Annotated in this window: 15 protein-coding genes and 1 riboswitch; of the genes, 5 read left to right on the top strand and 10 right to left on the bottom strand. The window is 60.2% G+C overall.

What is annotated here, in order from left to right:
• From ilvB to sgrR, 6 genes are all read right to left on the bottom strand, one after another.
• Positions 1-1,695, bottom strand: a complete 1,695-nt coding sequence (gene ilvB / locus ACJ8HA_RS14005; RefSeq protein ID WP_149569880.1) for an acetolactate synthase large subunit — start codon at positions 1,693-1,695, stop codon at positions 1-3.
• A gap of 111 nt (positions 1,696-1,806) precedes the next feature.
• The gene (gene ivbL, locus ACJ8HA_RS14000; protein ID WP_154747116.1) at positions 1,807-1,920 is read right to left on the bottom strand and encodes an ilvB operon leader peptide IvbL; all 114 of its coding nucleotides are present in this window, start codon (positions 1,918-1,920) and stop codon (positions 1,807-1,809) included.
• Between the two features lie 88 nt (positions 1,921-2,008).
• Positions 2,009-2,713: a thiamine ABC transporter ATP-binding protein ThiQ gene (gene thiQ / locus ACJ8HA_RS13995; RefSeq protein WP_025301552.1), complete on the bottom strand. Its 705-nt coding sequence runs from the start codon at positions 2,711-2,713 to the stop codon at positions 2,009-2,011.
• The gene (thiP, locus tag ACJ8HA_RS13990) at positions 2,700-4,307 is read right to left on the bottom strand and encodes a thiamine/thiamine pyrophosphate ABC transporter permease ThiP (protein WP_442515375.1); all 1,608 of its coding nucleotides are present in this window, start codon (positions 4,305-4,307) and stop codon (positions 2,700-2,702) included. Before thiP ends, thiQ begins: the two co-directional genes overlap by 14 nt.
• Entirely contained in the window at positions 4,283-5,269 is a 987-nt protein-coding gene (thiB, locus tag ACJ8HA_RS13985) for a thiamine ABC transporter substrate binding subunit (protein ID WP_049207260.1), read from the bottom strand. The genes thiP and thiB overlap by 25 nt, the downstream gene beginning before the upstream one ends.
• A 57-nt stretch (positions 5,270-5,326) precedes the next feature.
• A riboswitch (TPP riboswitch) is annotated at positions 5,327-5,446 on the bottom strand.
• 37 nt (positions 5,447-5,483) lie between these two features.
• Complete coding sequence (gene sgrR, locus ACJ8HA_RS13980) at positions 5,484-7,145, bottom strand: HTH-type transcriptional regulator SgrR (protein ID WP_043135953.1); 1,662 nt, start codon at positions 7,143-7,145, stop codon at positions 5,484-5,486.
• 90 nt (positions 7,146-7,235) lie between these two features.
• Here sgrR and sgrT point away from each other — a divergent pair, with 90 nt between their 5' ends.
• The 3 genes from sgrT to ACJ8HA_RS13965 all read left to right on the top strand — a co-directional run bounded on the left by sgrT (position 7,236) and on the right by ACJ8HA_RS13965 (position 10,377).
• Positions 7,236-7,409, top strand: coding sequence for a glucose uptake inhibitor SgrT (gene sgrT, locus ACJ8HA_RS13975; protein WP_071826098.1), 174 nt, complete (start codon positions 7,236-7,238; stop codon positions 7,407-7,409).
• A gap of 154 nt (positions 7,410-7,563) precedes the next feature.
• Positions 7,564-8,760, top strand: coding sequence for a sugar efflux transporter (locus ACJ8HA_RS13970; RefSeq protein ID WP_060434222.1), 1,197 nt, complete (start codon positions 7,564-7,566; stop codon positions 8,758-8,760).
• Between the two features lie 144 nt (positions 8,761-8,904).
• The gene (locus ACJ8HA_RS13965) at positions 8,905-10,377 is read left to right on the top strand and encodes a DASS family sodium-coupled anion symporter (RefSeq protein ID WP_025301557.1); all 1,473 of its coding nucleotides are present in this window, start codon (positions 8,905-8,907) and stop codon (positions 10,375-10,377) included.
• A gap of 37 nt (positions 10,378-10,414) precedes the next feature.
• Here ACJ8HA_RS13965 and leuD read toward each other — a convergent pair whose 3' ends face one another.
• Genes leuD through leuA form a run of 4 tightly spaced genes read right to left on the bottom strand, consistent with a single transcriptional unit; the run spans position 10,415 to position 15,097 of the window.
• Positions 10,415-11,017, bottom strand: coding sequence for a 3-isopropylmalate dehydratase small subunit (gene leuD / locus ACJ8HA_RS13960; protein WP_323712039.1), 603 nt, complete (start codon positions 11,015-11,017; stop codon positions 10,415-10,417).
• A gap of 9 nt (positions 11,018-11,026) precedes the next feature.
• Complete coding sequence (leuC, locus tag ACJ8HA_RS13955) at positions 11,027-12,427, bottom strand: 3-isopropylmalate dehydratase large subunit (RefSeq protein ID WP_025301558.1); 1,401 nt, start codon at positions 12,425-12,427, stop codon at positions 11,027-11,029.
• Position 12,428: 1 nt separating this feature from the next.
• The gene (gene leuB, locus ACJ8HA_RS13950) at positions 12,429-13,520 is read right to left on the bottom strand and encodes a 3-isopropylmalate dehydrogenase (RefSeq protein ID WP_025159635.1); all 1,092 of its coding nucleotides are present in this window, start codon (positions 13,518-13,520) and stop codon (positions 12,429-12,431) included.
• A 2-nt stretch (positions 13,521-13,522) separates the two neighbouring features.
• A complete protein-coding gene (gene leuA / locus ACJ8HA_RS13945; protein WP_033641848.1) occupies positions 13,523-15,097 on the bottom strand; it encodes a 2-isopropylmalate synthase in 1,575 nt (524 codons plus the stop codon).
• 872 nt (positions 15,098-15,969) lie between these two features.
• On the opposite strand from leuA, the gene leuO reads away from it, so the two are divergent.
• Together leuO and ACJ8HA_RS13935 are read left to right on the top strand one after the other, a co-directional pair.
• On the top strand, positions 15,970-16,917 hold the full coding sequence (leuO, locus tag ACJ8HA_RS13940) for a transcriptional regulator LeuO (protein ID WP_025301560.1): 948 nt from the start codon (positions 15,970-15,972) through the stop codon (positions 16,915-16,917).
• A 465-nt stretch (positions 16,918-17,382) separates the two neighbouring features.
• Complete coding sequence (locus tag ACJ8HA_RS13935) at positions 17,383-19,191, top strand: AMP-dependent synthetase/ligase (RefSeq protein ID WP_442515374.1); 1,809 nt, start codon at positions 17,383-17,385, stop codon at positions 19,189-19,191.
• Positions 19,192-19,445 lie beyond the last annotated feature (254 nt).

The raw sequence follows: 19,445 nt of genomic DNA, 5'->3' as shown, positions 1-19,445 counted from the left end.
TTATTCTCCAATCATGTCGATGTTGGCGGCGCCCGGCGGCACCATCGGGAACACTTTTTCGTTGATATCGATCAGCGCGTGGATCAGGCAGGGACCCGGGCGCTGGATCGCCTCAGCCAGTGCCGCCTGAGGATCTTCCGCGGCGTTCAGATCGCAGGTATCCAGCCCGAATCCGGCGGCGATTTTCAGGAAGTCGGTACGCTTCGGATAGGCGGCGGCGAAGATGCGCTGTTGGTAGAACAGGGTTTGCTGCTGGTGCACCAGCCCCAGCGCCTGGTTGTTCATCAAAATGATTTTCACGTCCAGATCGTGCTCGACCGCGGTGGCCATTTCCTGAATGTTCATCATCAGGCTGCCGTCGCCGGAGAAGCACAGTACTTTGCGCTCGGGCTCTGCCAACGCCGCGCCGATCGCCGCCGGCAGACCGAAGCCCATGGTGCCCAGGCCGCCCGACGTCAGCCACTGGCGCGGCCGGCTCAGCGGATAGGCCTGCGCTACCCACATCTGATGCTGGCCCACGTCGGTGGTGATGATGGCGCTGTCGTCCACGCAGCGCGCGGCGGCCAGCACCAGGCCGTAATGGCTCAGCGGATCGTCGGCGTTCGGCATGTTGAACGGGAATTCGCGTTTCAGGTCGTTGACGGTGTTCAGCCATGCGCTGCGTGGCTGCGTGTCGATCTGCGGCAGCAGCTGTTCCAGCACCTGGCCGACGTCGGCATGGATTGCCACGTTGGCCTGTTTGACCTTGCCCAGCTCGGCGCGGTCGATATCCACGTGAATGATGGCGGCGTTAGGGCAGAACTGCTCGGTTTTGCCGATTGCCCGATCGTCGAAGCGTGCGCCCAGCACGATCAGCAGATCGGCCTCCTGCAGAATGAAGTTGGTGCTGCGCGCCGCGTGCATGCCCAGCATGCCCAGCGACAGTGGGTGTTCCACCGGCATCGCGCCCAGCGCCATCAGCGTCATGGTGGTAGGCAGACCGGCGCGCTCGGCCAGTTCCACCGCCTGGCGGTGAGCGTCGGCGCAGATGATGCCGCCGCCCAGGTAGAGGATCGGGCGTTTCGCCTGGTTGATCATCGTGGCGGCCTGAGAAACCAGCGCCGGATCGAAGCTCGGAGCGGCGTCCGGCACGGCGATCGGCGGCAGTTCTTCCAGGGTAATGGTGGCGGTTTGCACGTCTTTCGGCACATCGATCCAGACCGGGCCGGGGCGGCCGGACTCGGCGATGCGGAAGGCGTCGCCAATCACCTGCGGCAGTTCGCGGATATCGCGCACCAGATGGTTGTGCTTGGTGATCGGGATGGAAATGCCGTAGGTATCCACTTCCTGGAAGGCGTCAGTGCCGATCATCGAGGAGGGCACCTGACCGGTGATGCACACCAGCGGAATGGAGTCGAGCTTGGCGTCGGCGATAGCGGTGACCAGGTTGGTGGCGCCCGGCCCGCTAGAGGCGATGCACACCGCCGCCTTGCCGTTGGCGCGCGCCATGCCTTGCGCCATAAAGCCCGCGCCCTGTTCGTGGCGCGCCAGCACGTGGTGAATGCGGGTGCTTTGGCTCAGCGCGTCATACAGCGGCAGCGCCGCACCGCCGGGGATGCCGGCGACGGTGGTGATGCCCTGACGCTCCAGCAAATGAACGATCAATTGTGCGCCGGTGAAGCGGGTACTCGATTGAGGCGTGCCCGAAGTTGCCATGTTCCTGTCCTTTCTCAAGGCCGGTGAGCTTTGCTGGGCAGGGTGCTAAAACAAGAAACCCCGCCCGGTTTGCGCCGGCGGGGTTTGGGAATCGATGCGTTGATTCGGACCCTACGGCGCATTGCCGACGACCACCACCACACGCACGACGACCACCGCGGCTGGTAGCGCGGTAACTAGTAGGGTCGAAGTCAGCGAGGATGCGATCACAGGGAACCTTATCATCAGTAAAAAAAATCAGGTTTTTATAAAAACACAGGCGCAAAATTCGCACAACAGGTTTATTGGCGCAGCATAAAAAACGCGCGTCAGATCACGCTTTACCCGAAATGCCCAGCACGCGCGCTTCGGGCGCGCTGCCGTCCAGCAGGGCCTGCGTCGGGCCGTCGTAGTAGATGCGCCCGTCGACCACCAGCAGCGTGCGCGGCGCGATGCGCGCGGCGTCGTCGAGGTTATGCGACACCATCAGCAGCGTCAGGTTGCGCTGTTCGCACACCGTCTGCAGCAGCTGCAGCATCTCGTTGCGCAGCGCCGGATCGAGCGCTGAGAAAGGCTCGTCGAGCAACAGGATCGGCCGTTGGCGAATCAAACAGCGCGCCAGCGCGGCGCGCTGACGCTGACCGCCGGAAAGCTGCGACGGCAGGCGCTCCAGGTGTTCCTCCAGGCCGACCTGACGGGCGATATGCGCCCGCTGTTGGCGCTGCTGTTCAGTCAAGCGCAGACCGGGATCCAACCCCAGCCCGATGTTCTGCGCCACCGTCAGGTGCGCGAACAGGTTGTTTTCCTGAAACAGCATCGACACCGGCCGTTTGGCCGGCGGCGTGGCGGTGTGGTCCTCGCCGTTCAGCAGCAGCCGGCCGCTGGCCGCCGGCAGAAAACCGGCGATCAAACTCAGCAGGGTGCTTTTACCGGCGCCGCTGGGGCCGAGCACAGCGACGCGCTCGCCCGGCTGAATGCGCAGATCAAAGCGCATCGGCAGGTGTTCATACAGATAGGTCAGTTTTTCAAGCGTCAGCATGGCGGCCCGGTAAGCGTTCAATCAGGGTAAACAGCAGGAAGCACAGCAGCAGCAACAGCAGCGCGGTCACCGCCCCGTCCTGGCTGCGGTAGGCGCCAATCTGCTGATACAGGTAAAAAGGCAGGGTACGGAAATGCTCGTTGCCAAACAAGGCAACCACGCCGAAATCGCCGATCGACAGCACGCAGGCGAAGGCCAGCGCCTGCGCCTGCGGGCGGCGCAGGGCGCGTAGTTCGATCAGCCGCAGCCGCTGCCAGCCGCGGATATCCAGCGACAGGCACAGCGGGTTGTAACGTTCGGCGAGGTCGCGCATCGGGTTCTCCAACACCTTCAGCGCATAGGGCACCGCCATCAGCGCATTGGTGAGGATCACCAGCGCATAGGGCGACTGCGGCAGCCCGATCGTATCGCTCAGCAGCAGGAAGAAGCCGGTGGCCAGCACGATGCCCGGCATCGCCAGGATCACCATGCCGCTCAGCTCCAGCGCCTGGCCGCCGCGCAGCTGCTGCCGCAGCTTCAGCTCGCGGCTGCTCCACAGCAGCATCATCGTGAGCGCCACGCACAATAGCCCGGCGCCGAGGGCGATGCGCAGCGACGTGAACAGCGCCTGCCACAGCACCGGCTGGCGCAGCACGCTGACGACGGCCTGATTGGCGCCGTCGGCAATCACCGCCAGCAGGGGCGGCAGCAGCAGCAGCAGCGCGGCGGCGATCAGCAGAAAATCGCCGACGCGTCGCCACCGGCTGTCTTCCGGGTTGCGCCAGCGCTGGGCGTGGGTATGGCCCACCGGCAGCACCTGGCTCAGGCGCTGACTGATCAACACCAGCCCGAGACAACAGCCCAGCTGGATCAGCGCCAGCATAGCGGCGCGGCCCAGATCGTAGTCGTAACTCAGCGCCTGGTAGATCGCCAGTTCGATGGTGGTGGCCTGCGGTCCGCCGCCCAGCGACAGCACGGTGGCGAAGCTGGCGAAACACAGCATGAAGATCAACGCGCCGCTCGGCAGGATCTGGCGGCGCAGCGCCGGCCATTCGACGAAGCGGAACTGCTGCCAGCCGCTCATACCCAGTTGGGCGGCCAGTTGGCGCTGCTCCACCGGAATGTTCTCCAGCGCCTGCAGCAACAGGCGGGCGGCCAGTGGCAGGTTAAAGAACAGGTGCGCCAGCAGAATGCCCTGCAGCCCGTAGGGCGAGAAGCCATATTCGACGCCCAGCCAGCCGCACAGCGTCGCCAGCCAGCCCTGGCGCCCATAGACGCTGAGCAGGCCGAACACCGCCACCAACACCGGCAGTACCAGCGTCATGGCGCACAGCCGCAGCAACAGCTGCCGGCCGGGGAAACGGCGGCGATAGAGCGCGCGCGCCAGCAGAACGGCGGGCAGCACCGAAATCAGCGCTGACAGCAGCGCCTGCCAGAAGGTGAAGCGCACCACGTGCCACAGGTAGCTGTCCTGCCACAGGCCGCGCCAGTCGCTGTCCGGCGCATGGCGCCACAGCGAGCCCATCGCCAGTGCGGCGACCAGCAGGATCAGCCCGGCGGCCAGCAGCCCCGGCCAGAGCCAGCGGGGGATCAGCGGCTGACGGCGGTTTGCCATGCCCGGATCCAGCCGCCGCGTTGTGTGGCCACCTCTTCGGCGCTGTATTGTAGCGCGGTATGCGGCACGTTCATCTGCTCAAAACCGACGGGCAGCGGGGTGTTGATCACCGGGTACATCCAGTTGCCGGTCGGGATGGTGTTCTGGAATGCCGGCGTCACCATGAACCGCATGAAACGCTCGGCCAGCTCAGGCTGTTTGGCGGCTTTCAGCTTGCCGGCCACTTCCACCTGCAGGTAGTGGCCTTCGCTGAACGTGGCGGCGGCGTAAAGGTCTTTTTTCTCTTCGATCAGGTGGTAGGCGGGAGAGGTGGTGTAGCTGAGCACCAGATCGCCTTCGCCTTTCAGGAACAGGCCATAGGCCTCGCTCCAACCTTTGGTGACGGTGACGGTCTTCTTCGCCAATTGCTGCCAGGCGGCCGGCGCCTTGTCGCCATACACTTTTTGCATCCACAGCAGCAGGCCGAGGCCCGGCGTGCTGGTGCGCGGATCTTCGTAAATCACCTTCCAGTCGCGATCGCTGCTGATCAGCTCCTGCAGGCTCTTCGGTGGATTCTTCAGTTTTTCTTTGTTGTAGACGAAGGCGAAGTACCCGTAGTCGTAAGGCACGAAGGTCGTATCCTGCCAGCCGCCCGGCACCGTCAGTTTGGCGGTGTCGACGCCGCTCGGCGCGAACAGGCCGGTTTGCTGCGCCGCCTGCAACAGGTTGTTGTCCAGCCCCAGCACCACGTCGGCGGCGCTGTTCTTGCCTTCCATGCGCAGGCGGTTGAGCAGTGAGACGCCGTCTTCCAGCGCCACGAACTTCAGCTCACAGTCGCACTCGGCTTCGAAGGCTTTTTTTACCGCCGGGCCAGGGCCCCAGTCGGCGGCAAAGGAATCGTAGGTGTAAACCGTCAGCGTCGGCTTGGCGAACACCGGCGCGGCGCATAGCAGCAATAAGCAGGGCAGATATTTTTTGACCACGTTGCACTCCTGAAAAATAAGGGGGCAAGGGTATCTGAGGGGGCGAGGCGGCGTCGCCGGTTCGCTGGGCTCAAATCCCTCCGCCGGTATTGACCGGATCAGGTTCGACGGGTGTGCTCTCAGCGGAAAATCGGGCTTATGCACACGGCCCGACTCACCGCACCCCGTTGAGACGGCGCTATTGTAAAGATTAACCGACCCGGGCGAAAGGCGCTTATGCCTCCGGCGGGGCAAACCAGGCTGACTTGAAGTCGAACCAGCCGAGGGTGTTCATTCGCACGCCGCGCATGCTGCGCTGGCCGTGCAGCTGCAGCCAGTGGTGGAACAGCGGATGTAGCTGGTGGTTGCTGACTAGCCGCTGGCAAAACTCCGCCAGCGGCAAGCGGTTGGCGCGCCATAACTCCGCGTCCTGCGCCAGATCCTCGTTCATGCAGTGCTGCATCAGCGGCAGTTCGTACAGCGTGGCGAACAGCGAAAACTCCAGCGGCAGATAGAAGTTGGCGCTGCCGAGCCACAGATCGCTGCGCGCGTCGCCCTGGTGCCAGGTGGCGTAATCCACGCTTTGTACGATCAGGCGGATGCCGTGCTGCGCCAACAGCGGTTCGATCGCCTGGCGAATGGCGTGAAACTCCGAATGCTCATTGAAGTGGGTCATCGTCAGTTCAGTCAGCCCCGCCGGTTTGGGTTGCTGCGCCAGCGTGCGGTTGTGGTGCCAGCGCGGCAGCAAGCCGTATGCCGGCGACCAATAGCGCTGGTAGAGCGGCCCGGCGTGGCTCAGCAATGAAATGGGGTTGATCAATTCGCACAGCCAGCTGCGAATGGCGGGGTCGGCGGCCAGCGGGGAACGCTGATCGAACAGCAAGAAATAACAGCCCTCTTCCAGTCGGCTTTCCAGTTCGTTTTTGCCGGTTTCATCGCCCTGCAGCTGCACGCCGGAGTGCACCAGCTCTTCGGAGAACTCCGGCAGCACCCAGATGTTCACCTCGTCGATCAGCGCCCGGTAGCCGAAATAGTCGTCGAAGGCGTGGATCTTCATCTGGCTGGGAAGATTGCGCACCACGCGGTAGGGGCCGGTGCCGACCGGATGGCGGGCAAAGTCCGGCAGTTCGCGCCATTCGCGCGGCAGGATCATGGCCTGCACGCTGCCCAGCAGCCAGGGTAGCCAGTGGTCGGGGCTGCGCAGATGCACGTCGATAACGAACGGCGTCGGCGAGGTGACGCTTTCGATATGTGAGAACAGCGGTTGCGAGGTCAGACGCGAGAGGGAAGTGATGACGTCTGCCATCTCCAGCTCGCGGCCGTGATGAAAATGGATCGCCGGGCGCAGGTAAAACCGCCAGTGCAAGGGCGTCAGCGCCTGCCAATGGTGGGACAGATCGGACTCCAGTTCCCCGTTTTCCTCATTTATGCGCGTCAGGCCGTTGAAGATCTGGCGCGCCAAATGGGTTTCCGAACGCCGCAGCGCCGAGCCGGGCAGCAGGTTGTACAACTGCCGGTAGTAGAGCACCCGCAGGATGTGTTTACCCTGGCGGAAGCTGCGCCCCAGCTGCGACAGCAGCATTTGGCGCACCACGTTTTTGTCGCCCACCAGCTGCACCAACTGATCGATGCGATCCTGTTCCAACAGCTCCTCGGCCCGCTGTTGCTGCAGCGCCAGGCCGGTGTAGTGGAAGGTTAACCGTGAACGCTTGCCGCGCCCCGACTCCGCCTGCCAGGTGAGCCAGCCTTCCCGCTGCATGGCGCTCAGCAGGGAGCGCACGTGGCGCCGCGAGCAGCTGAGCACCTCCGCCAGATCCTGCAGGGTGGTGTCGGTGGTTTCACCGTGGCAGCGCTGCCACAGGCGGATGAACTGTTGCTGCAATCTGGACGTGGACATAAAAGAGGAACGCTCCCGCCTCAACTCGTCAATTTTTCTTTCCCTATATTACGCCGATAATTTTCATCAATGAAAGGGGAGGGCGTAATCATGAAAGCTTTCTTATCCAAACAGTTCTATCAGCGCTATTTCAGCGCGGTGCGCCGTCAACGCGCCGACTGGCTGAGCGTGGTGCCCGAACAGGCGCGGCTGGCGATGCTGGCACACCTGACGCAATGGGACATCAAAGAGATGACCGATAAGCAATATCGCGAGCACCTGTAGGGGCTGCGGCAACAAGTTTCTGAGTAATGGTGCTGTTTCACCAGCCAGTGGGGCAACCCACTGGTTTTTTTATGCATGGACATGGCGATGCGCTTGCATTTTTCTTGCCGTGGCCTAAGGTTCTTTCTTCTGCTTTGAGGTCAGGGAAGACGATATGCAACGCCTGAGCCGGTTGTCACTGCGCATTAACCCCATCTTTGCCGCATTCCTACTGATCGCTTTTCTCTCCGGCATCGCCGGCGCATTGCTGACGCCGACGCTCAGCCTGTTTCTGACCACCGAAGTTAAGGTGCGGCCGCTGTGGGTCGGGCTGTTTTACACCGCCAACGCGGTGGCCGGCATCGTCGTCAGCTTCCTGCTGGCCAAACGTTCCGACACCCGCGGCGATCGCCGCAGGCTGATCCTGCTGTGCTGCCTGATGGCGGTCGGTAACTGCCTGTTGTTCGCCTTTAACCGCGACTACCTGACGCTGATCACCGCCGGGGTGCTGATGTCCGCCGTTGCCAACACCGCCATGCCGCAGATCTTCGCGCTGGCGCGGGAATATGCCGATAGCGAGGCGCGTGAAGTGGTGATGTTCAGCTCGGTGATGCGCGCCCAGCTTTCGCTGGCGTGGGTGATCGGCCCGCCGCTGTCGTTTGCGTTGGCGCTGAACTACGGATTCACCGTGATGTTCCTGATTGCCGCCGCCACCTTCGCGGTTTGCGTGCTGCTGGTGGGGTTTATGCTGCCTTCGGTGCCGCGCGCGGCGGAAAATGAGGGGCTGCAGGGTGGGGTGTCTGCGCCGATCGCGCCCGCCAGTGCCTGGCGCAATCGCGACGTACGGCTGCTGTTCATCGCCTCAATGCTGATGTGGACCTGCAACACCTTGTATATCATCGATATGCCGCTGTATATCACCGCCGATCTCGGCCTGCCGGAAGGGTTGGCCGGGGTGTTGATGGGTACCGCCGCCGGGCTGGAGATCCCGGCGATGCTGCTGGCCGGTTACTACGTCAAACGTTTCGGCAAGCGCAACATGATGCTGCTGGCGGTGGTGGCAGGCGTGCTGTTTTACCTCGGGCTGACGGTACTGGAGAGCAAGCCGGCCCTGATCGCGCTGCAGCTGCTCAACGCGGTGTTTATCGGTATCGTCGCCGGTATCGGCATGCTCTATTTTCAGGATTTGATGCCGGGCCGACCGGGCGCCGCCACCACGCTGTTCACCAACAGTATCTCGACCGGGGTGATCCTGGCCGGGGTGCTGCAGGGCGCACTGGTGGAGAACCTCGGTCATGGCTCGGTGTATTGGATGGCGGCGCTGTTGGCGCTGGCGGCGCTCGGGATGAGCGCCAAAGTGCGTGAAGTGTGAGGTTAAACGACGGCATTCTTGATGCAAGTCATTGAGAAGGCTGAAGCGGACGCCCAAGCTGAAGGCATATGGAGCGCGATCGTTGCGCCCACGCCCGTCTCGCTATTGAGATGCCGCCTTGTTGTTTAGAACAGTGGGAACGTTATGGATAAACTCACACCGCTCAAACCGCTTCCTTCCCTGTGCGCCCTCGCCGCCACGCTGATTATCTGGTTCCTCATTCCCGTACCGGAGGGCGTTGCGCCCAACGCCTGGCAGCTGCTGGCGCTGTTTATCGGCACCATCATCGCCATTATCGGCAAAGCGATGCCGATTGGCGCGGTCTCAGTGATCGCCATCGCCCTGGTGGCGGTGACCGGCGTCACCAATCCCGGCAAGCCGGGCGCCGCGCTGGACGATGCACTCAGCGGTTTTTCCAACCAGCTGATCTGGCTGATCGGCTTTTCGATCATGATCTCCCTCAGCCTGAACAAAACCGGGCTGGGCGCGCGCATCGGCTACTATTTTATTTCGCTGTTCGGCAAAAAAACGCTGGGCATCGCCTATGCACTGACGCTGGCGGAAACCACGCTGGCGCCGGTGACGCCGAGCAACACCGCGCGCGGCGGCGGCATCATTCACCCGATCATGAAATCGATCGCCGACAGTTTCGGTTCAAAACCGGAGCTCAATACCTCCGGCAAGATCGGCCGCTACCTGTCGCTGGTGAACTACAACATCAACCCGGTCACCTCGGCGATGTTTATCACCGCCACTGCGCCTAACCCGTTGATCGTCAGCCTGATCGCCAAAGGCACCCATGGCAGCTTCGAGCTGTCCTGGTCGATGTGGGCGATTGCCGCCCTGGTACCTGGGCTGTGTTCGCTGCTCGTGATGCCGCTGGTCATCTACCTGCTGTATCCGCCGGAGGTGAAAAGCACCCCGGACGCGCCGCGCTTCGCGCGCGAAAAACTGCAGGCGTTGGGGCCGGTGACGCTGCCGGAAAAAATTACCCTCGGGGTGTTCGCGCTGTTGCTGATACTGTGGGCCGGCATTCCGGCGATGATCTTCGGCCCGGCGCTGGCGGTCAATCCCACCACCGCGGCGCTGATCGGCCTGGCGGTGTTGCTGGCCACTGGCGTGCTGAGCTGGGAGGATGTGCTGAAGCATAAAGGGGCCTGGGACACCGTGGTGTGGTTCTCGGCGCTGGTGATGATGGCCAGTTTCCTCGGCAAGCTGGGGCTGATCGGCTGGCTGTCGCAGACCGTGGGCAACGGCATTGACCATATGGGTATGAGCTGGGTGGGCGGTACGATCTTGCTGACTCTCATCTACTTGTATTCGCACTATTTCTTCGCCAGCACCACCGCACACGTGACGGCGATGTTCGCCGCCTTCTTCGCCGCCGGCATCGCGCTTGGCGCGCCACCGGCGCTGCTGGGCCTGATCCTGGCGTTTTCTTCTTCGCTGATGATGTCGCTGACGCATTACGGCACCGGCACCGCGCCGATCATCTTTGGCTCCGGCTATGTGACGCTGGGAGAATGGTGGAAAGCGGGATGGGTGATGAGTGTGGTTAACCTGCTGATCTGGATGCTGATCGGCGGGGCGTGGTGGAAGCTGCTGGGCTACTGGTGAGGAAAAAATTCACCCGCCGGGCGGCGGGTGAAGGGGATTAATTCAGAAACGCCGGCTGCTGCGCTTCGTAGCGGGAGATGTCCGCTTCGTGCTGCAGCGTCAGGCCGATGCTGTCCAGCCCGTTGATCATGCAGTGGCGGCGGAAGCTGTCGATTTCGAACGGATAGCTTTTGCCGTCGGCGTTGACCGTCTGGTTCTCCAGATCCACCACGAACTCCGTCCCTTCGTTGGCGCCGACCAGTTTGAACAGCTCATCCACCTGCTGCTCGCTCAGCGTTACCGGCAACAGCTGGTTGTTAAATGAGTTGCCGTAGAAGATATCGGCGAAGCTCGGCGCGATCACCACTTTGAACCCGTAGTCGGTCAGCGCCCAAGGGGCGTGTTCGCGCGAGGAGCCGCAGCCGAAGTTCTCCCGCGCCAACAGGATGCTGGCGCCTTTATAGCGCGGTTTGTTCAGCACGAACGCCGGGTTCGGTTGCTGGCCGGCATCGTCGAGGAAGCGCCAGTCGTTGAACAGATGCTGGCCGAAACCGGTGCGGGTGACCTTCTGTAAGAACTGCTTGGGAATAATGGCGTCGGTGTCGACGTTGGCCGCATCCAAAGGCACCACTAAGCCGGTATGTTGAGTAAATTTAGCCACGTTAGCCCCTTAGTGAATATCACGGATGTCGGCGAAGTGACCGGCGACGGCGGCCGCGGCGGCCATCGCCGGGCTGACCAGGTGGGTGCGCCCACCGCGGCCCTGACGCCCTTCGAAATTACGGTTGCTGGTGGATGCGCAGCGCTCGCCCGGATTCAGACGGTCGTTGTTCATTGCCAGACACATTGAGCAACCCGGCAAACGCCATTCGAAACCGGCTTCGATAAAGATTTTGTCCAACCCTTCGGCTTCCGCCTGGGCCTTCACCGGGCCGGATCCCGGCACCACGATGGCCTGCACGCCGCTGGCGACCTTGCGCCCCTTGGCGATCGCCGCCGCCGCGCGCAGATCTTCGATGCGTGAGTTGGTGCAGGAGCCGATGAACACTTTGTCGATCGGCACGTCGGTCAATTTGATGCCCGGTTTCAAATCCATGTAGGCCAGCGCTTTCTCGGCGGAGGCGCGCTCGACCGGATCGTTGAACGATTCCGGCGCCGGGATCGCCTGATTGACGGCGATCACCTGGCCGGGGTTGGTGCCCCAGGTGACCTGCGGTGCGATCTCTTCGGCGCGCAGCGTCACCACGGTATCGAACTGGGCGTCGGCGTCGGACTTCAACGTGCGCCAGTAAGCGACCGCCTGCTCCCAGTTTTCGCCGGTTGGCGCGAACTGGCGCCCCTTCAGGTAGGCGAAGGTGGTGTCGTCCGGCGCCACTAAGCCGGCTTTGGCGCCCATTTCGATCGCCATGTTGCACAGGGTCATGCGGCCTTCCATGCTCAACGCTTCGATCGCCTTGCCGCAGAACTCCACCACGTGGCCGGTGCCGCCGGCGCTGCCGGTTTTGCCGATCACCGCCAGCACGATGTCTTTGGCGGTGATGCCCTCGGCGGCGTCGCCGGTAACCTCAATCTTCATGGTTTTGGCCCGGCCCTGCTTCAGGGTTTGGGTCGCCAGCACGTGTTCCACTTCGGAGGTGCCGATGCCGAACGCCAGCGAGCCGAAAGCGCCGTGGGTGGCGGTGTGCGAGTCGCCGCAGACGATGGTCATGCCCGGCAGCGTCATGCCTTGCTCAGGCCCGATCACGTGCACGATGCCCTGGAAGGGGTGATTCAGGTCATACAACGAAACACCGAATTCCGCGCAGTTCTTGATCAACTCCTGCATCTGGATACGTGCCATCTCGCCGCTGGCGTTGATGTCTTTGGTCTGGGTCGACACGTTGTGATCCATGGTGGCGAAGGTTTTGCCGGGCTGGCGTACCTTGCGGCCCATGGCGCGCAGGCCGTCGAACGCCTGCGGCGAGGTGACTTCGTGCACCAGGTGACGGTCGATATACAGCAACGGCGTTTCGTTCGGCGCTTCGTATACCACGTGGGCGTCGTACAGCTTCTGATATAAGGTCTTGGCCATGTTATGCCCCCTGAGCTACAAAGCGAGCGATGATGTCGCCCATTTCATCGGTGCTGACGGCTTTGCCGTCACCGGCCAGATCGGCGGTGCGGTAGCCCTGTTCCAACGCCTGGTTGATGGCGCGCTCCACGGCGTCGGCCGCTTCATCGGCGCCCAGGCTGTAACGCAGCAGCAGGGTGGCGGACAGGATCTGCGCAATTGGGTTGGCGATGCCTTTGCCTGCAATATCCGGCGCGGAACCGCCCGCCGGTTCGTACAGGCCGAAGCCTTGCTCGTTCAGGCTGGCGGATGGCAACATGCCCATCGAGCCGGTGATCATCGCGCATTCGTCGGACAGGATGTCGCCGAACAGGTTGGAGCACAGCAGCACGTCGAATTGGGACGGATCCTTGATCAGCTGCATGGTGGCGTTGTCGATATACATGTGCGACAGCGACACGTCCGGGTAATCCTTGGCAACCTGATTGACCACTTCACGCCACAGGATGGAGCTTTGCAGTACGTTGGCCTTGTCGATCGACGTCACCTTGTGGCGGCGCTTGCGGGCGGATTCGAAGGCGATGCGTGCGATGCGTTCAATCTCGAAACGGTGATACACCTCGGTATCGAAAGCGCGCTCCTGCATGCCCTGGCCTTCGCGGCCCTTCGGTTGGCCGAAGTAGATGCCACCGGTCAGTTCGCGCACGCACAGAATGTCGAAGCCGCGGGCGGCGATGTCGGCGCGCAGCGGGCAGAATGCCTCCAGCCCTTGATACAGGCGGGCCGGGCGCAGGTTGCTGAACAGTTTGAAGTGCTTGCGCAGCGGCAACAGCGCGCCGCGTTCCGGCTGCTCGGCCGGCGGCAGGTGTTCCCATTTTGGGCCGCCCACCGAGCCGAACAGGATGGCGTCGGCCTGCTCGCAGCCGGCGACGGTCGCCGCCGGCAACGGGCTGCCGTGGCGATCGATGGCGATGCCGCCGACGTCGTACTCGGCGGTGGTGATGCGAATATCAAAGCGTTGACGCACCGCGTCCAATACTTTGCGCGCCTGAGCCATTACTTCCGGGCCGATGCCGTCTCCGGGCAAGACGGCAATGTGATAAGTCTTCGTCATGTTCACACCGTTTCCTGATTATTTTGATGTTTGTTTTGCTGCAGGCGCTGCTTTTCTTTTTCTACCTGCTGTGAGCGCCAAATATTGTTCAACACGTGCACCATTGCCTTGGCAGAGGATTCGACGATGTCGGTCGCCAGGCCTACGCCGTGGAAGCGGCGGCCGTTGTAAGAGACGACGATATCCACCTGGCCCAGCGCGTCGCGGCCATGGCCCTTGGCGGTCAACTGGTACTTCACCAGCTCGATCGGGTAATCGGTGATGCGATTGATCGCCTGATAGACCGCATCGACCGGGCCGTTGCCGGTGGCGGCTTCGGCTTTCTCTTCGCCGCCGCAGATCAGTTTCACCGAGGCGGTGGCCATGATGCTGCTGCCGGACTGCACGCTGAAGTAGCCCAGGCTGAAGTGCTCCGGCTCTTCCTGCTGTTTATTGATGAAGGCCAGCGCCTCCAGGTCATAGTCGAACACCTGGCCTTTTTTGTCGGCCAGCTTCAGGAAGGCGGCATACAGGGTATCCAGGTTGTAGTCCTGCTCCTGGTAGCCCATCTCTTCCATGCGGTGTTTCACCGCCGCGCGGCCGGAGCGGGAGGTCAGGTTCAACTGCACGTCCTTCAGGCCGATCGACTGCGGGGTCATGATTTCGTAGTTTTCGCGGTTCTTCAGCACGCCGTCCTGGTGAATGCCGGAGGAGTGGGCGAAGGCGTTGGCGCCGACGATCGCCTTGTTGGCCGGAATCGGCATGTTGCACAGCTGGCTGACGATCTGGCTGGTGCGGAAGATTTCCTGATGATTGATGTTGGTGTGCACGTTCATGATGTCCTGGCGCACTTTAATCGCCATGATCACCTCTTCCAGCGAGCAGTTGCCGGCGCGCTCACCGATGCCGTTCAGGGTGCCTTCCACCTGACGGGCGCCGGCCTGGACCGCGGCAATGGAGTTGCCGACCGCCATGCCCAAATCGTCGTGGCAGTGTACGGAAATGATGGCTTTGTCGATGTTCGGCACGCGGTCATACAAGGTGGTGATGATGCCGCCGAACTGGTTCGGCGTGGTGTAGCCGACGGTGTCCGGAATATTGATGGTGGTGGCGCCGGCGTTGATGGCGGCTTCGACCACGCGGCACAGATTGTCGATCGGCGTGCGGCCGGCGTCTTCACAGGAGAACTCTACGTCGTCGGTGTAGTTGCGGGCGCGTTTGACCGAGCGCACCGCCATCTCCAACACTTCGTCGAACGAGCGCTTCAGCTTCGATTCGATATGCAGGGTGGAGGTGGCCAGGAACACGTGGATGCGGAACGCTTCGGCGACGCGCAGCGCTTCGGCGGCCACGTCGATGTCTTTGTCCACGCAGCGGGCCAGGCCGCAGACGCGACTGTTCTTGATCTGGCGCGCGATGGTTTGCACCGATTCGAAGTCGCCCGGCGAAGAGACCGGGAAGCCGACTTCCATCACGTCAACGCCCATTCTTTCCAGCGCCAGCGCAATCTGAATCTTCTCTTTTACGCTCAGGCTGGCCTGCAATGCCTGTTCGCCGTCACGCAGCGTGGTATCGAAAATAATGACTTGTTGGCTCATCGGTGCATTCCTTATCGTGTTGATTTCACGCTAAGCGGGCAAAAAAAAACCCGCGCAGTAGCGCGGGTTTCTTATGGGTGATCGGCTGAGTCAGCTCCGAACTTCATCCACAGGCATACCGCGCAAACAAGATGCGTTGAGTAGTAGGCCTAGTAGACGGTGGGTACGGATCATAAGGGTTCAGCTTCTCTTAAATTGGGTGTCTGCCTAATTTGATACGTGATTGGCCTGGCGATGTCAACACCTGATTGAATGCGGGGACAATGCACCGGCTAAGTGGCCAAACAGAGGAACATTCGGTAAAAATGCGGTGCTCTAGAGAAAAAGTGGGGCGCAGTTTGCGCGTTGCTTAGCATAAACGAATCGAATAGAGACTGCGCTAATTGCTTCTGGATTTTGTTGGGTTAAGATTTGTGATGAAAATTAAGAGAGATTAATCACGGGAGGCAACAAAATAACATTTTTAATTCAAATGATTGAAATTGGATTCATATGATTAATTGATTGTTTTAGTCATAATATAACAAAATAATGCGATTTTACACAAAGTGAGCAGTGTTTTTAGATGGTTTGATTGCTTATGATGTGTTTTTATAGTTTGTCTCATACAGTGCGGTTACGTTGTTTAATTGTATTAATCATTGTTAATACCTAATTGTTGGTACCACCCAGGTAGCATTCTTCCTGCTGACGGGATAAGTGACTGACATGCATTCCATATACGACTTATATCGTGTCGATAACACGAGGTTTTTTATCGGCTCATGACGGTAATAGCAGGATTTGTCGTGCAAAGATAAGACAATGCGGCGTTTCATTGTTTTTCGAGCATAAGGATTAGATTATCTACACAGGATTTAGTGGAGTGAAATATGGCTGAATATGATTCAGAAATCGCCATGGTCAAAGAGCCGGCGGACATCCATTTGCGCAGCGTCGATCTTAATTTGCTGACGGTGTTTGACGCCGTGATGCAAATGCAAAATATTACGCGAGCCGCTAATTCGTTGGGGATGTCGCAGCCGGCGGTGAGTAACGCGGTGGCGCGCCTGAAGGTGATGTTCAACGATGAACTGTTTGTGCGCTGCGGGCGCGGGATTCAGCCCACTATGCGCGCCAGGCAGCTGTTCGGGCCGGTGCGGCAAGCGCTGCAGCTGGTGCAAAATGAGTTGCCGGGATCTGAGTTTGAGCCGCTGACCAGCACGCGAGCGTTCTCCTTGTCGCTGTGCAGCCCGCTCGATTTACGTCTGGGCGCTGGAATAATCAATCACGTCAAACAGATCGCGCCGCAGCTTAACCTGCAAATAAAGTCATACATTAACAATAATATCGAACATCAATTGCGTTATCAGGACGTCGAGTTTGTCATCGGCTACAGCCGTTTCGAGTCGGCGGAGTTTCGCAGCCTGGCAATGTTCGACGACGAATTAGTGCTGGCGGTCGCGCAGGCGCACCCGCGAATAGGGGAGGAGGTGACGCCGGAGAAAATGTTGGCCGAACAGCACGCGGCAGTTTCCCTGGAAAGTTTTGGTTCTTTCAGTAAACCTTTTTATTTAGAGGAACCGATGCTGCGCACCGTGACACAACAGTGCACGGATCTCTACAGCGTGTTGAATATGGTGTCGCAAACGGACATGGTGGCGATTGCGCCCGCCTGGCTGGTGCGGCAACAGACGGAGGCGTTGAAAATAAAGTCGGTTCCTTTATGTGGCAACGATAATAAAGCTACTTGCTATCTCTCCTGGCATGAATCCTCCGAGCGGGATAAAGGCCACCAGTGGATGAAATCCGTTCTGATTGAGGCCGGTAACCCAAAGTAACGCGATAAAAAATGGGGTCATACAAAAATAATATTCAACTGAGCGTTTTTTTCTCATGATAAAAGCTAAGAACTATCTGGGTTTTTATTAAGATGTTTCTTGGTTTTACGGCGATAAAATAACTTATTTTCAGGGTGGGTTGGTTCGTTTACCAAAAATAATTAATATAAATTAATATTCTGATTTTTACTTTTCGGCTGGTATTTTAAACTAATTCGATGCGGCGGCCCGGATGGGCCGCGTTTTATTGCCGCCACCCAACCTTTTCTTTCCCGCTCTGTCCAACCCATGAAAGCGCGAAAGCCGGCCTGAGTTTTGGCTCACACTTCTACGCTGAAATCACTTTTCCCTCTGCCTGAGAGTAGGTAGACTGCGCGGAAAAAAGTAAACACGTGTAAGCTGAGATGAGGGCCGCAAGGCGTCGTTCAGGCTTAACTGTATGATTCATTTCAGGCTTAGAGCACTATGATCACTAATCTGCTGCAATACCATTTGATCCATCGTATACAGCATCAAATCACCCATCGAGCCGATCGCACAGCTTTTCGCCAATGGTCGCCAAACAGCGAGTTTCAATTGACCTGGGGAGAGGCCGCCACTCGTATTGATCGCATTGCCGCCGGGCTGCTGGGGCTTGGCGTCGACGTGCAAGAACGCATCGGTATTTTCGCCAATAACACGATGGCCTGGGCGTTGGCCGATCTCGCTATCCTGCATCTGCGCGGTGTCAGCGTACCGCTGTATTCCACCAATACGCCGGCACAGGCGGCGTTCGTCACCAACGACGCCGACATCCGTATACTATTCGTTGGCGAGCAGGCGCAGCTTGACGCCGCCATCGCGCTGCGCGGCGTCTGCCCGCAGCTGCGCCATATTGTCGTTTTCGACGAGGGGGCCGATCTGCGCGGCTGCGAGATCGCACAGCATCTGAGCGCCTTCGAACGCGCTGCCGATCCGGTGGCTTTTGCCGCTCAACGTCGGCAGCGTATTGAAGAGTGCGACCTGCAGGATCTCTTCACCCTGATCTATACCTCGGGCACTACCGGCGAGCCGAAAGGGGTGATGCTGGACTACCGCAACCTGGCGGCGCAGCTTTACCTGCATGATGAAAGGCTGACGGTCGGCGAAGAAGATGTGTCGCTCAGCTTCCTGCCGCTGTCGCACGTGTTCGAACGTGCCTGGAGCTTCTTTGTGATGCATTCCGGCGCGCAGAACGTCTTCCTGCCGAACACCGACTGGGTGCGGGAAGCGATGGGGCAGGTCCGCCCGACGCTGATGTGCGCGGTACCGCGTTTCTACGAGAAGATTTTCAGCGCGGTGCATGAAAAAGTGGCGCGGGCCCCTTGGCTGCGCCGCGCGCTGTTCCACTGGGCGATCGTCTGCGGGGAGCGCAAGTTCCTGCAGGAGCGGGCCGGCAAACCGTTGGGCAAACTGTTCGAACTCTCCCATCGCTGGGCCGACAAGCTGGTATTGAGCAAGCTGCGCGGTATCCTCGGCGGCCGGGTGCGCTTTCTACCGGCGGCGGGTGCCAAGCTGGATGACAATGTGATCCTGTTCTTCCAGGCGATGGGCGTCAACATCAAGTACGGCTACGGCATGACCGAAACCTGTGCGACCGTGTCCTGCTGGGAAGAAGGGCATTTCCGTTTCGGCTCCATCGGCAAACCGCTGCCGGAGGTCGAGGTGCGCATCGGTGAAGAAAATGAAATCCAGGTGCGAGGGCCGATCGTGATGCGCGGCTATTTCAACAAGCCATTGGAAACCGCCGCGACCTTTACCGCAGACGGCTGGCTGAAAACCGGCGATGCCGGGGCGATCGATGAAGAGGGCAATCTGTTCATCACCGAGCGCCTGAAGGATTTGATGAAAACCTCCGGCGGCAAATACATCGCGCCGCAGATGCTGGAAGGTACGCTGGCGCAGGACCGTTTTATCGAACAGGTGGCGATCATCGCCGATGCGCGCAAGTTCGTTTCCGCGCTGATCGTGCCGTGCTTTGAGTCGCTGGAAGAGTACGCGAAGTCAGTCAACCTGAAGTACCAAGATCGTCTGGAACTGCTGCGCAACGGTGAAATTCTCGAGATGTTCGAAAAGCGTCTGCGCGAGATGCAAAAGGAGCTGGCGCGCTTCGAACAGGTGAAGAAGTTCACTCTGCTGCCGGCGGCCTTTTCCATGGAGCTGGGAGAGCTGACGCCAACGCTGAAGCTGCGCCGCAAAGTGATCCTGCAGCGCTATCAGCGTGAAATCGACTCAATGTACCAGGAACAGGCTTGACGCCGCCGCCGGATCGCGCGTCCGGCGAAAAAAACGGCATATACCTCGCCTGATTTAGTTCTGTAATTTTCCCTCTGTTCGAAACAATGCCTAGCCTGACGCCTCTGGGGCTAGCGCATTGTTTTTATAAAGCCGCGATCTCCAGCCGCTTGGCAATAACCCCGCCGCCGTTAAGCCATTTTGCCGTTTGCCTGCCCCATCTTCTGACGTTATGTTAATTCGATAGCGACAACCCATAAAAATTTAGGGGCATT

This window comes from Serratia sp. CY33802, assembly GCF_052169095.1.
In the GTDB taxonomy this organism is placed as follows: domain Bacteria; phylum Pseudomonadota; class Gammaproteobacteria; order Enterobacterales; family Enterobacteriaceae; genus Serratia; species Serratia bockelmannii.
This window is presented reverse-complemented; position numbering and strand designations above follow the sequence as displayed.